Source organism: Arthrobacter sp. 10L430 (genome assembly GCF_056395245.1).
Genome location: NZ_JBFTJD010000020.1, coordinates 20731 through 34018, shown reverse-complemented (window position 1 = coordinate 34018; position 13288 = coordinate 20731). Strand labels below are relative to the sequence as shown.

Here is a 13288-nt window from a genome sequence, read left to right as displayed (position 1 = left end):
ACATTCGCGTTCAAGGGGGAGCAGTACGTGGCAGACGAGTATGAGATCAGGCGGTTCAGGGCAGCGGACAAGGGAGCTCCGGATTATCCCTGGGGAACCGACTGGATCCGCGCCGTGGGCTTCGGTTTCCATGACAGCCGCAGGAACGACGAGTTCGTGGACAAGCTCATGGCCATGTACCGGGCGGACAACCGCGAGCTCACCGGCGTCTACCAGACGGGGGAGGTGGCGCCGCATTCCCTGGGCGCTGAGATTCCCGTGGCAACGTTCGGGACGCTGCGCAAGAATCTGAACATCGGCTACGGACGGCAGCTGGAGGCCCAGCTGGTCACCGCAGTGACAGTGCGGGGGACGCACCGGCGGCAGGGGCTGCTGCGCCGGATGATGGCCGAGGACCTCGCGGCCGCAAAAGCCGACGGCCTGGCGGTGGCCGCGCTCACTGCGTCCGAGGGGTCGATCTACGGCCGCTTCGGCTACGGCGTTGCCACGTTCGAGCGCACGGTGAAGGTGGATACCGGGCCCAGGTTCCGGCTTCGCCATACCGCAACCGGCACGGTGGAAATCGCGGACCGGAAAGTCCTCCTGGACCTGGCGCCCCAGGTGTTCGAAGGGGTCCACCGGCTGACTCCGGGCTCGATCGTGCGGCAGGAAGCCTACCGCCAGACTGTGTCCGGCACGTGCGGCCGCGACGGCGCCGAGGATGAGTCCATCAAGTGCGCCCTCCACTATGACGCGGCGGGCTCGGTCGACGGCTACGTTTCATACAAGTTCGCCGGCTGGGACACCAAGCCCTACACCATCGAACTGGTTGACCTGGTGGCAGCCACCGATGCCGCCTACCTGGAACTCTGGCAGTTCCTCGGCAGCATCGACCTGACCGGCCGGGTCAGCTGGGCAGACGCCCCTGTGGACGACCCCCTGACGTGGGCGCTGGAGGATCCGCGGTGCATCGGGTCTTCGGACCAGAGGGACATGCTGTGGCTCCGGATCCTGGACACCGGCAAGGCCCTTTCCGCGCGGCACTATTCCGCGGACGGGTCCCTGGTTCTTGGGGTCAGCGACGGCCTTGGCTTTGCGGGCGGCACGTTCATCCTGGATGTCACCGGAGGCAGCGCGAGGGTCACGGAGGCTCCGGCCGGATCGCGCCCGGAGCTTTCGCTGGACGTCGCTGAACTCGGTTCCATCTACCTTGGTGCGGTCTGTCCGGTGACGCTGGCCTCGGCCGGGCGGATCACCGAGCATGCCCTGGGAGCTGCGCTGAAAGCGCGCCTCATGTTCGCCGTCGAACGCGCGCCGCACTGCCTGACGCACTTCTGACGGTGTTCGCGCAGGTCGCGGGCCTGCACGGCAGCCCAGGCGCTTTGACCGGCCTTGGCGCGGGCCACTATAATAAACGGGCGTGTACTACGTGCACGTATCTACAATCCACAAAATCAGGATGACCCGGCAAATCCACCGGATTTGCCGAGACCTGCGCCTGCGTTCAATAACGCGGGCGTGGTGGTTTGCCTGACCGACTAACTATCCACAACGGAGCCCCTACTACATGACCATCACCTCCACCGAGAAGCCCGGTACCCCCGTAGTCGCGATTAACGACATCGGTACCGCTGAGGACTTCCTCGCAGCTGTCGACGCCACCATCAAGTACTTCAACGACGGAGACCTCGTCGAAGGTACCGTCGTCAAGGTCGACCGCGACGAAGTTCTGCTCGACATCGGTTACAAGACCGAAGGTGTCATCCCCTCCCGCGAGCTTTCCATCAAGCACGACGTTGACCCCGGAGACGTCGTCTCCGTTGGCGATCAGGTCGAAGCCCTGGTGCTCACCAAGGAAGACAAAGAAGGCCGCCTGATCCTCTCCAAGAAGCGTGCTCAGTACGAGCGCGCCTGGGGCGACATCGAGAAGGTCAAGGAAGAAGACGGTGTCGTCACCGGTACCGTCATCGAGGTTGTCAAGGGTGGTCTTATCCTCGACATCGGTCTGCGTGGCTTCCTGCCCGCGTCCCTCGTCGAGATGCGCCGTGTGCGCGACCTCGCTCCGTACATCGGTCAGCAGATCGAAGCCAAGATCATCGAGCTGGACAAGAACCGCAACAACGTTGTGCTGTCCCGCCGTGCATGGCTCGAGCAGACCCAGTCCGAGGTCCGCTCCACGTTCCTCAACAAGCTGGAAAAGGGCCAGGTCCGTCCCGGCGTCGTTTCCTCCATCGTCAACTTCGGTGCCTTCGTGGACCTTGGCGGCGTAGACGGCCTCGTCCACGTTTCCGAGCTGTCCTGGAAGCACATCGACCACCCGTCCGAGGTTGTCGAAGTTGGCCAGGAAGTCACCGTCGAGGTTCTCGAGGTCGACCTGGACCGCGAGCGCGTCTCCCTGTCGCTCAAGGCTACGCAGGAAGACCCGTGGCAGACCTTCGCCCGCACCCACGCCCTCGGCCAGGTTGTTCCGGGTAAGGTCACCAAGCTGGTTCCGTTCGGTGCGTTCGTTCGCGTCGAAGACGGCATCGAAGGCCTGGTCCACATCTCCGAGCTCGCTGTCCGCCACGTTGAGCTGGCTGAGCAGGTTGTCTCCGTTGGTGACGAGCTGTTCGTCAAGGTCATCGACATCGACCTCGAGCGCCGCCGCATCTCCCTCTCCCTCAAGCAGGCTAACGAGGGCGTTGACGCCGACAGCACCGAATTCGATCCGGCACTCTACGGCATGGCCGCTGAGTACGACGAAGAGGGCAACTACAAGTACCCGGAGGGCTTCGACCCGGAGTCCAACGAGTGGCTTGAAGGCTACGAGAACCAGCGCGCTGCCTGGGAGCAGCAGTACGCTGACGCCCAGACCCGCTGGGAAGCACACAAGAAGCAGGTTGCCCAGCACGCTGCCGACGACGCTGCAGCTGCAACGTCCGGCGACAGCGACTCCGGCACCACCAGCTACTCCTCCGAGCCGGCTGCAACCGAGACCGGTGCAGGCACGCTTGCTTCGGACGAGGCTCTTGCAGCACTGCGCGAGAAGCTGACCGGCAACTAATTGCCCCAGCGCTGGTGACACCGGCGTGCTGCTAGCCGGCCCCTAAGGCCGGAGAGCAGGACGCCGGCACGGCACGCGGAAAGGTGGCCGTCCCTTCGGGGACGGCCACCTTTTTGCATATGTCCGGTGCGTATCACCGCGCGCTGTGTGGGCTAACACCAGTAACCCTGGGAAGCAAGAAACTAAGCTGATTAATAATCAGCAGCGGAGCGGCCCGTCAACCCAGTCCGTGCCCTCCGGCTCCAGGTCCGCTCTTCCGGCCGTCATGGCGGCGAGCCGCCCGGCCGCATCTGCCAGGACACGCGGTGAGTCCGGCAGGGCGAGCCGCAGGACTGTTGACTGGGACTCATAACCGGTTTCGGCCATGACGTAGCCGGCGGCCCGGAGATCGTTCTCCAGGCGCCCGGCCGCGGCATGGGCCACCCGGACGGCACAGAGGCGCAGCCGGCTGCGGTTCACCAGGGGAGCGAGTTCGAGGGCTGCGGACACCGATTCGGAGTAGGCGCGCACCAGCCCGCCGGCACCCAGGAGTATTCCGCCAAAGTAACGCACGACGACGGCACTGATGTCGCTGAGGTCCGTCACCCCCGGGGCGGTTTCCCGCCGGATCAGCGCCTCCAGCATGGGGATCCCGGCCGTCCCGGAGGGTTCGCCGTCGTCGCTGGAGCGCTGGATGTCCCGGTCCGGGCCCAGAACGAACGCCGAGCAATGGTGCCGGGCGTCGTGGAATTCGCGGCGCAGGCCCGCCACCAGGGCCCGTGCGCCGTCTTCGCTGTCCGTGCGGCGCAGCACTGTTATGAAACGCGATCGCTTGATCTCCAGCTCGTGGCGGAAATCGGGTCCAGCGGCAAGGGTCGTGTATGACGACGTCCTGCTCTCCTGGGAATCTGCGTCGTCAGCCACCGGTTCAGTTTAGTCTTGGGGAGTGCTGAAGATCGGATTGACGGGCGGCATCGCCTCGGGGAAATCGATGGTGGCGTCACGCCTTCAGGAGCTGGGGGCGGTCCTCGTCGACGCAGACGCCATAGCCCGCGATGTTGTGGAGCCGGGCACGCCTGGCCTAGCCGCGGTGGTGCAGACGTTCGGGCCGGATATCCTCGGCGCTGACGGGCGGCTGGACCGGCCGCGGCTCGGGGCCGTCGTGTTCGGGGACCAGGAACGGCGGGCAGTGCTGAATGGCATTGTCCATCCCCTGGTGCGGCAGCAGGCCGCCGCGGTGATCGCCGCCGCCCCCGCGGACGCCGTCGTGGTCCAGGACATCCCGCTCCTGGTGGAAACCGGTCAGGAAAGCAGTTTTCATCTCGTGGTTGTGGTGGATGCGGCGGGAGACGTCCGGGTCCGGCGGATGGTCGAGCACCGCAACATGACCGAGGAAGAGGCCCGCTCCCGGATGGCGGCCCAGGCGGCCCGTAATGTCAGGCTCGCGGCCGCCGACGTCGTTCTGGACAACTCCGGGACGCCGGAGGACCTGCGGCTTGCCGTGGACCGGCTGTGGGAGGACCGGCTCGTGCCTTTTGCCCGGAACGTCAGCAAAGCTGCCGTGGCTCCCCGGCATGGTGGACCCGTATTGGCCGCGCACGACCCTGACTGGCGGCGTCAGGCATCCCTGCTCATGGCCCGGCTCCGGGCGGCCGCCCCTGACGACGTCCTGGCCGTGGACCACATCGGATCCACGGCCGTGCCCGGACTCTCTGCCAAGAACGTCATCGACCTTCAGCTGGCGGTGAAGGACATGGACGCGGCGGACCGCATCGCGCCACTGCTGGGCGACGCCGGCTTCCCCGTCTGGCCAGGGGTCCTGCTCGACAGCCCCACCTCACAACATTCGGATCCCACAGCGTGGTCCAAGCGGCTCCACGGCAGCGCGGATCCGGGACGTCCCGTCAACGTCCATGTCCGCGTGGCCGGCTCGCCCGGCTGGCGGTTCGCCCTGTGCTTTCGCGACTGGCTCACCGCGGACCAGGCTGCGCGGGATGCCTACGGGGCCGAGAAACACCGGGTCGCGGCACTCCATGCCTCAGACTCCTCCACGTCCGGGTACGCCGCGGACAAGGAACCCTGGTTCACGGAGACCGCCGGACCGGAAATGGAGCAGTGGGCCGAAAGCAGCGGCTGGCGGCCGCCGTCGTGGGAATCCGGGAGCACCTCCGGCGGCACGTCCGGCACAGCCTAAAGCTGAATCAGAAGTTCCTGTCGGTGCCCCGCTGTAGATTAGGTACATGAGTCTTGCCCAGGAAATCAACCGCATCGTGGCGCCCTTCGAGGTCATCAGCGAGTTCCAGCCGGCGGGTGACCAGCCAGCCGCCATCGCGGAACTGACCGAACGAATCAAGAACGGCGAGAAGGACGTCGTGCTGCTGGGCGCCACCGGTACAGGCAAGAGCGCGACAACCGCCTGGCTGATCGAGCAGATCCAGCGGCCCACACTGGTGATGGTGCAGAACAAGACCCTCGCTGCGCAGTTGGCCAACGAATTCCGCGAACTGCTCCCGAACAACGCGGTCGAGTACTTCGTCTCCTACTACGACTACTACCAGCCGGAAGCCTACGTGGCGCAGACGGACACCTTCATCGAAAAGGACTCGTCCGTTAACGAGGAAGTGGAGCGGCTCCGGCACTCCGCCACCAACGCTCTGCTGACGCGCCGGGACGTGATTGTGGTGGCTACGGTCTCCTGCATCTACGGCCTCGGCACTCCGGAAGAATACATCGCCGGCATGGTGACCCTCCGCAAGGGGGCGGAGATGAACCGCGACGATCTGCTCCGGAAATTTGTCTCCATGCAGTACGCCCGCAACGACATGGACTTCCACCGCGGCACGTTCCGCGTCCGCGGCGATACCGTGGAGATCATTCCGATGTACGAAGAGCTGGCCATCCGGATCGAGTTCTTCGGGGACGAGATTGAGAACATCCACACCCTTCATCCGCTGACCGGTGAAGTGATCCGGGACGAGGAGGAAATGTACGTCTTCCCGGCATCGCACTACGTGGCCGGTCCGGAACGCATGAGCCGGGCGATCAAGAGAATCGAAGACGAACTGGCCGAGCGCCTCGCGGTACTGGAAGGCCAGAACAAGCTCGTCGAAGCCCAGCGGCTCCGGATGCGCACTACCTATGACCTGGAAATGATGCAGCAGATGGGGTTCTGCAACGGCATTGAGAACTACTCCTCGCATATCGACGGCCGCGCCCGCGGGACCGCGCCGCACTGCCTCATCGACTACTTCCCGGACGACTTCCTCCTGGTGATTGATGAGTCCCACGTCACCGTGCCGCAGATCGGCGCCATGTACGAGGGCGACATGTCCCGCAAACGGAACCTGGTGGACCACGGCTTCAGGCTGCCCTCGGCGATGGACAACCGACCGCTCAAGTGGGACGAGTTCCAGGACCGCGTGGGTCAGGCGGTTTACCTGTCCGCTACCCCGGGCAAGTACGAGCTCGGCAAGGCCGACGGTTTCGTCCAGCAGATCATCCGGCCCACCGGCCTGATCGATCCCGAGGTCGTCGTCAAGCCCACCAAGGGCCAGATCGACGACCTCCTGGGTGAGATCCGGACCCGCACCGAGAAGAACGAACGCGTCCTGGTCACCACCCTCACCAAACGGATGGCAGAGGACCTCACCGACTACCTGCTGGGGCACGGCGTCAAAGTGGAGTACCTGCACTCGGACGTGGACACCCTCCGCCGCGTGGAACTGCTCCGCGAACTGCGCATGGGTGTCTTCGACGTTCTCGTAGGCATTAACCTGCTCCGAGAAGGCCTCGACCTCCCGGAGGTGTCGCTGGTCAGCATCCTGGACGCGGACAAGGAAGGCTTCCTGCGCTCCTCGACATCCCTGATCCAGACCATCGGGCGTGCCGCCCGCAACGTTTCCGGCCAGGTTCACATGTACGCGGACCGGATCACAGACTCGATGGCGCACGCGATCGACGAGACGAACCGGCGCCGCGCTATCCAGGTTGCCTACAACACGGAGCGCGGGATCGATCCCCAACCGCTCCGGAAGAAGATCGCGGACATCACGGACCAGCTCGCCAAGGAGGACGCCGACACCCAGGAGCTGCTGAACAACAACCGCCTGGCCAAGGGCGGCAAGCGGGGTAAGTCCGCGGCAAAGGGGGCAGCCACCGTGCGCGCGGACGGGCTCGCGGCCGCGCCGGCCGAGGACCTGGTGGGACTGATCGAGCAGCTGACCGAGCAGATGCACGGAGCTGCCGCGGAACTTCAGTTCGAGCTCGCGGCCCGGCTCCGCGACGAAGTGTCCGAGCTCAAAAAGGAACTGCGCCAGATGCAGGCTGCCGGCCACGCCTGAGCGGGTTGGCCAAAGCCAATGTGGGGGCGTTGTGTCCGGACAGTGGAACGCTGTCCGCGCTTTGGCATGTCCAGGGCGCGGGCAAGTGCCGGTGTGGGGTAAAGTTGAGGTCACGTAGGGGAGTATCCCAAGCGCTACGAACGTCAACACGCAAGGCACAGATGCCCTGCCGGGCGTAGCGGGCAACCACATCAGCACCAAGTGCACAGGTTCGCCGGAGAGACTTACACCGGTTTTCTGTACCCTGCGAAAGGTATCCCTGTGCAACTTCCCGTCTGGTTCGAGGTCGGCTCGTTCGTCGTCCTCGGCATCATCCTCGCTCTGGACCTGCTCCTGGTGCTGCGGCGCCCGCATGAGCCCTCGATGAAGGAAGCCGGCCTCTGGGTGACGTTCTACGTGGCCCTGGCCCTGCTTTTTGCCGGCGCAATGTTCCTTTTTACCGGCCCGGAGTTCGGCGGCCAGTTCGTTGCTGGCTGGGTGACTGAGTACAGCCTCAGCATCGACAACCTCTTCGTGTTCATCATCATCATGGCGCGCTTCTCCGTGCCGCGTAAGTACCAGCAGGAAGTGCTGATGGTGGGCATCATCATCGCCCTGATCCTGCGCGGCATCTTCATCATGCTCGGCGCCATTGTCATCGAGCAGTTCAGCTGGGTCTTCTACATCTTCGGTGCCTTCCTGCTCTGGACCGCTTGGAAGCAGGCCCAGGACGAAGGCGAAGACGAAGAGGACAAGGAAAATCCCCTCATTGCCCGCATCCGCAAGGTGATACCGATGTCGGAGAAGTTCGACGGCGGCAAGCTCCGCACCGTTGTGAACGGCAAGAAGGTCTTCACCCCGATGCTGATCGTCTTTGTGACCATTGGCATGACGGACCTGCTGTTCGCCGTGGACTCCATTCCGGCAATCTTCGGCCTGACCCAGAGCGCGTTCATCGTCTTCACCGCCAACATTTTCGCCCTCATGGGATTGCGCCAGCTCTACTTCCTGCTCGGCGGCCTGATGAACCGCCTCATTTACCTGAAGCACGCACTGTCGGTCATCCTGGCGTTCATCGGCGTGAAGCTCGTGCTGCACGCCATGCACGTTAACGAACTTCCGTTCATCAACGGCGGCCACCACATCGAGTGGGCCCCGGAGATCCCCACGTACGTCTCCCTCGCGGTCATCGTGGGCACCATCATCATCGCCGTGATCGCGAGCCTGGTCAGCTCCGGCGCACAGAAGGCCAAGCTGGACGCCCGCCTCGAGGAGGACGCCCGGAAGAGCCTGAGCGACGTCGACTAGGTTTAGCAGGCGCCCAGTTCAGCAGGCGCCCAGTTCAGCAGGCGGCAGCCACGCTTGGCGGCGCTGAACAGACAACCCCGGCCGGCGGCCGGGGTTGTCTGTTTTTGCCATGCAGGCAGCGGGGGCTGAAGTGTCCGTTCGCGCCGGGGCGGAAGCTGTGTGCTGTCGTCAGCTCCGGACTGAACGGACCATGCCCAGCAGGCGGCTGAAGATCGCCTCGCCGTCGTCGGCAATGCCGTCGTGGTGGAAATCGCTTGATTCCCAGGTCTGCAGCCCCCGGACGGCTGCTGCAGTCTCCAGCGAGAGGCCCCGCTCCACATAAATGTCGTCGCTGTACACGGCGGCGGCGGCCGGGACGGTATTGGCTGCCAGCTGCGCTGGGTCGTACAGCGGCTTCCAGTCCGTCTTCGCGGCCAGCAGCTCCGCCACGTCTTTCAGCGGGCGCAGTGCCGCGTCCTGCTCGAAGTACCACGGGTAGACCATTTCGCCGGTCAGGAGCACCTCCGGGGCCTTCGGGCTGAACTCCGGGAACTCCCTGAGGACCCGCCATGCGGCCCAGTCCGTTGCCCGTCCCTGGCCGTAGATGGATTCGTGCATCAGCGCGTAGAGAGGGTTACCCGCCCGAGAGACCAGCGAGCGGACCTGCTCGAGGAAGGCATCGGACAGCCGCGCACCGCGGGGTGTGTCCACGAAGGCGTCTTCCAGCAGGTGGTGCAGACCGTCCACCCGGGTGTTCCCGCCGAGGAAGGAGCCCACCATCTGGAACCGTTCCACGGTCAGGCGTTCGCCGCCCGGCAGGAATTCCTCGGTGTCGCGCAGGTGGCGGGCGATCCGGTTCACGGCCCCGCGGTCTTCCGGGTACCAGCCGTAATACTCGGCATTGCGGGCGGCCACGCGCTTGAACGTCTCGCGGTAGACCCTGTCGGCGGGTCCGGTGAGCGGGGCCAGGCCGCCGGTGATGAGGACCTCGCGCAGGCCGTCGGGCGCGAACGAGAGGTAGGTCAGTGCGCAGAAGCCGCCGTAGCTCTGCCCGTAGATGGTCCACGGCTCCGAGCCCAGGGCATGGCGAATCAGCTCGGCGTCGGCAACGATTGAATCGGCCCGGAAATGTTCAAGGTAACGGGCCTGGGCGGGGGCGTCACCGCGCGCGGGCAGTGTGTTGCGGTCGATGGGGGAGGACAGCCCGGTGCCCCGCTGGTCCAGCATGAGGATGCGGAAGTCCTTCGCGGCCGCCTTGCTCCAGCCGCCCAGGGACATCAGCCGGTTGCCGCGGCCACCGGGGCCGCCCTGCAGGTACACGAGCCACGGCAGGCGTTCCGCGGCCGCTTCGCTGTGTTCTGTCGAGACGTATTCGCGGGCGAACACCGTGATGGTCTCGGAGTCTGCGCCGTTTGCAGCTGGACTGAAATGATCCAGCGGGACGGAGAAGTAGTGTTCCGCGGTGCGCATCCCGCGGTATTCGTGCCTCGCGCGGACAGTATGGATGGCGGCATCCACCGCAGCCTCAGCCACGGACGCCGGCCCCGCTGCGGGTTCCGAACGCCGCCAGGGCGGCGCCGGTAAGCCGGAACGTGGACCATTCCTCCATCGGGTTGGCACCGAGGTTCCGGTAGAAACTGATGGACGGTTCGTTCCAGTCCAGGACACTCCACTCAACCCGTGCGTAACCGCGTTCGACGGCGGTGGCGGCCAGATGCTGCAGCAGCGCCTTACCGTGGCCTTCGCCCCGCGCCTCCGGAGTGACGTAGAGGTCCTCCAGGTAAATGCCGTGGACACCTTCCCAGGTCGAGTAGTTCAGGAACCACAGTGCGAAGCCCCGGACCTGCCCGGCGTCGTTCTCCGCCATGTGGGCAAACACACGGGGGGTGTCGCCGAACAGCGCGGCCGTCAGCATCTCCGGAGTGTTCCGGACGGCGTCCGGTTCCTTCTCATAGATGGCCAGTTCATGGATCATCTGCAGGATTGCGGGGACGTCGGATGGGGTCGCGGGACGGATTGCGCTCATGTATCCGAGCTTACTGTGTCCTCCCGTACGGGGCTGGCCGTCAGAGCCTGTTGACCTCGGTCACCCGGACAACGGCGGTGCCGGATTCGTCGGAGGCGGCCAGATCCACTTCGGCGGAGATGCCCCAGTCGTGGTTGCGGGCGGGGTCGTCGAAGATCTGGCGGACCTTCCATGCTTCCGGCCCCTCGGTGATCATCAGCAGTCCCGGCCCGCGGGCGTCGGGGCCGGTACCGATGTCGTCGTGTTCGTCGAAGTAGTCGTCCAGGACGTTCTCCCACCGGTCGGCGTCCCAGCCTGCATCGCCGTCGAGCTCGCCCAGCGCGGCCGCATTCTCGTCCGCGAAAAGCTCCACGCGCCGGAACATCTCGTTCCTGACCATGACGCGGAAGGCGCGGATGTTCGACGTCAGCGACGGCGGCGGGGGAGGCGGGGCGTCGTGGGGAGTCGGCGCCGCACCGGACGTCAGCTCCTCCCACTCGTCCAGCAGGCTCGAATCGACCTGGCGGACCAGCTCGCCGAGCCAGGCGATGAGGTCCTCGAGATCATCCCGGAGGGCGTCCTGCGGCACGGTCTGCCGCAGGGCCTTGAAGCCGTCGGCGAGGTACCGCAGCACGATGCCTTCAGAGCGGGCCAGCCCGTAGAACTGGACGAACTCGCCGAAGTTCATGGCGCGTTCGTACATGTCCCGGATGATGGACTTCGGCGCCAGTTCAAAGTCGCCCACCCACGGGGCCGCCTTCCGGTAGACCTCAAAGGCTTCACCAAGGATTTCCCCGAGGGGCTGCGGGTACGTGACCTCATCGAGCATCGCCATGCGCTGGTCGTACTCGATGCCGTCCGCCTTCATCGCGGCGATGGCCTCACCCCGGGCCTTCTTCTGCTGGGCGGAGAGGATCTGACGCGGCTTTTCCAGCGTGGACTCGATGACAGAGACCACATCCAGTGCGTACGACGGCGATTCCGGATCCAGCAGTTCCAGCGCGGCCAGGGCAAAGGGGGAGAGCGGCTGGTTCAGGGCAAAGTTGGCCTGCAGATGGACTGTCAGGCGGACGGTCCTGCCGTCGGCGCCCTGCTCTGCCGGCGGGATGCGCTCTACCACCTCGGCGGCGAGGAGCTCGCGGTAAATCGCGAGCGCCTTCTTCATCAGCCGCAGCTGCGAAGGCCGCGTTTCATGGTTCTCGGTGAGCAGGCGCCGGGCAGCAGTGAAGGGATCACCGGGCCGTTCCATCAGGTTCATCAGCATCGCGTGGGTGACCGTGAAGCTTGAGGTGAGCGGGTCTGGAACAGATTCCACCAGGCGGTTGTAGGTGGGCTCGCCCCAGGACACGAAGCCTTCCGGCGGCTTCTTCTTGACCACCTGGCGCAGCTTCTTCTGGTCATCGCCGAACTTGGCGGTTGCCTTGGCCATCGCCTTGACGTTCTCGACCACGTGCTCCGGCGCCTGGACCACGACTGTGCCGGCGGTGTCGTAGCCGGCCCGGCCCGCGCGGCCGGCGATCTGATGGAATTCGCGGGAGTTGAGCAGGCGGGTGCGGACACCGTCGTATTTGCTCAGCGCGGTAAGCAGGACCGTACGGATGGGCACGTTGATGCCGACGCCCAGTGTGTCGGTGCCGCAGATGACCTTCAGCAGGCCCGCCTGGGCGAGCTGCTCCACCAGGCGGCGGTACTTGGGCAGCATGCCGGCGTGGTGCACGCCGATGCCGTGCCGGACCAGCCGGTTAAGGGTCTTGCCGAAGCCTGCGGCGAAGCGGAAGTTCGCGATCAGCTCGGCGATCCGGTCCTTCTCCTCGCGGCTGCAGACGTTGATGCTCATCAGCGTCTGGGCCCGTTCGATGGCTTCGGCCTGGCTGAAGTGAACCACATAGACGGGAACCTGCCTGGTGGACAGCAATTCCTCGAGCGTCTCGTGGACGGGGGTCTGGTGATAGTAGTAGTGCAGCGGAATAGGACGTTCCGCGGAACTGACGGTGGTGGTGGGCCGGCCCGTGAGCTCGGTCATCCCGGCCTCGAAGCGGCTCACGTCCCCGAGCGTGGCGGACATCAGGAGGAACTGGGCCTGCGGGAGCTCCAGGAGCGGGACCTGCCACGCCCAGCCGCGCTGCGGATCCGCATAGAAATGGAACTCGTCCATGATGACCGCCCCAAGGTCCGCTGCAGCACCTTCCCGCAGCGCGATGTTGGCCAGGATTTCCGCCGTGCAGCAGATAATCGGAGCGTCCTGGTTGACGCCGGAATCGCCGGTGATCATGCCCACGTTCTCGGCCCCGAAAATGTCGCATAGGGCGAAGAACTTTTCCGAGACCAGGGCCTTGATGGGAGCCGTGTAGTAGCTGCGCTCCCCGCGGGCCATCGCCTGGAAATGCGCGGCAATGGCCACCAGGGATTTGCCAGAACCGGTTGGTGTCGCAAGGATCACGTTGGCGCCGGAGGCGAATTCCATGATGGCTTCGTCCTGGGCGGCGTACAGCTCCAGTCCCCGGCTTTCCGTCCACTCCACGAACCGCAGGTAAAGAGTGTCCGGGTCAACCTCCGCCGTTGCGATCCGTGCGGCCGGGGAGGGGAGCTGTTCAACGAGTTTCATTGCTTTCCAGCTTAGTGCGTGTGTCTGCCTTGCGTGCTTTCTCCCGTGGCCGCCGCTAGGCTCGCGGTGGC

At 65.3% G+C, this 13288-nt stretch carries 9 protein-coding genes; 5 read left to right on the top strand and 4 right to left on the bottom strand.

The window, feature by feature from the left end; translation table 11 throughout:
* The first annotated feature begins 27 nt into the window (after positions 1-27).
* Together AC1DDG_RS16115 and rpsA are read left to right on the top strand one after the other, a co-directional pair.
* Entirely contained in the window at positions 28-1317 is a 1290-nt protein-coding gene (locus tag AC1DDG_RS16115; RefSeq protein ID WP_476876821.1) for a GNAT family N-acetyltransferase, read from the top strand.
* A 229-nt stretch (positions 1318-1546) separates the two neighbouring features.
* Positions 1547-3022 carry a 30S ribosomal protein S1 gene (rpsA, locus tag AC1DDG_RS16110; protein ID WP_230117220.1) on the top strand — a complete coding sequence of 492 codons (1476 nt, stop codon included), beginning with the start codon at positions 1547-1549 and terminating at the stop codon, positions 3020-3022.
* 198 nt (positions 3023-3220) lie between these two features.
* Here rpsA and AC1DDG_RS16105 read toward each other — a convergent pair whose 3' ends face one another.
* Positions 3221-3925 (bottom strand): IMPACT family protein, encoded by a 705-nt coding sequence (locus AC1DDG_RS16105; protein ID WP_230117219.1) that lies wholly within the window; start codon positions 3923-3925, stop codon positions 3221-3223.
* Positions 3926-3947: 22 nt separating this feature from the next.
* Between AC1DDG_RS16105 and coaE the strand changes: the two genes are divergently transcribed.
* The 3 genes from coaE (at position 3948) to AC1DDG_RS16090 (ending at position 8628) form a co-directional block, all read left to right on the top strand.
* Positions 3948-5195 (top strand): dephospho-CoA kinase, encoded by a 1248-nt coding sequence (gene coaE, locus AC1DDG_RS16100; protein ID WP_476876820.1) that lies wholly within the window; start codon positions 3948-3950, stop codon positions 5193-5195.
* Positions 5196-5241: 46 nt separating this feature from the next.
* Entirely contained in the window at positions 5242-7341 is a 2100-nt protein-coding gene (gene uvrB, locus AC1DDG_RS16095) for an excinuclease ABC subunit UvrB (protein ID WP_476876819.1), read from the top strand.
* Between the two features lie 261 nt (positions 7342-7602).
* Positions 7603-8628, top strand: a complete 1026-nt coding sequence (locus tag AC1DDG_RS16090; RefSeq protein WP_476876818.1) for a TerC family protein — start codon at positions 7603-7605, stop codon at positions 8626-8628.
* Between the two features lie 168 nt (positions 8629-8796).
* On the opposite strand, the gene AC1DDG_RS16085 is transcribed toward AC1DDG_RS16090, so the two are convergent.
* From AC1DDG_RS16085 to AC1DDG_RS16075, 3 genes are read right to left on the bottom strand one after another with little or no spacing between them, the layout of a single operon-like run.
* The gene (locus AC1DDG_RS16085) at positions 8797-10077 is read right to left on the bottom strand and encodes an alpha/beta fold hydrolase (protein ID WP_476876848.1); all 1281 of its coding nucleotides are present in this window, start codon (positions 10075-10077) and stop codon (positions 8797-8799) included.
* A 55-nt stretch (positions 10078-10132) separates the two neighbouring features.
* Positions 10133-10633 (bottom strand): N-acetyltransferase family protein, encoded by a 501-nt coding sequence (locus AC1DDG_RS16080; RefSeq protein ID WP_476876817.1) that lies wholly within the window; start codon positions 10631-10633, stop codon positions 10133-10135.
* Positions 10634-10673: 40 nt separating this feature from the next.
* Positions 10674-13217 (bottom strand): DEAD/DEAH box helicase, encoded by a 2544-nt coding sequence (locus tag AC1DDG_RS16075; protein ID WP_476876816.1) that lies wholly within the window; start codon positions 13215-13217, stop codon positions 10674-10676.
* Between the last annotated feature and the right edge of the window lie 71 nt (positions 13218-13288).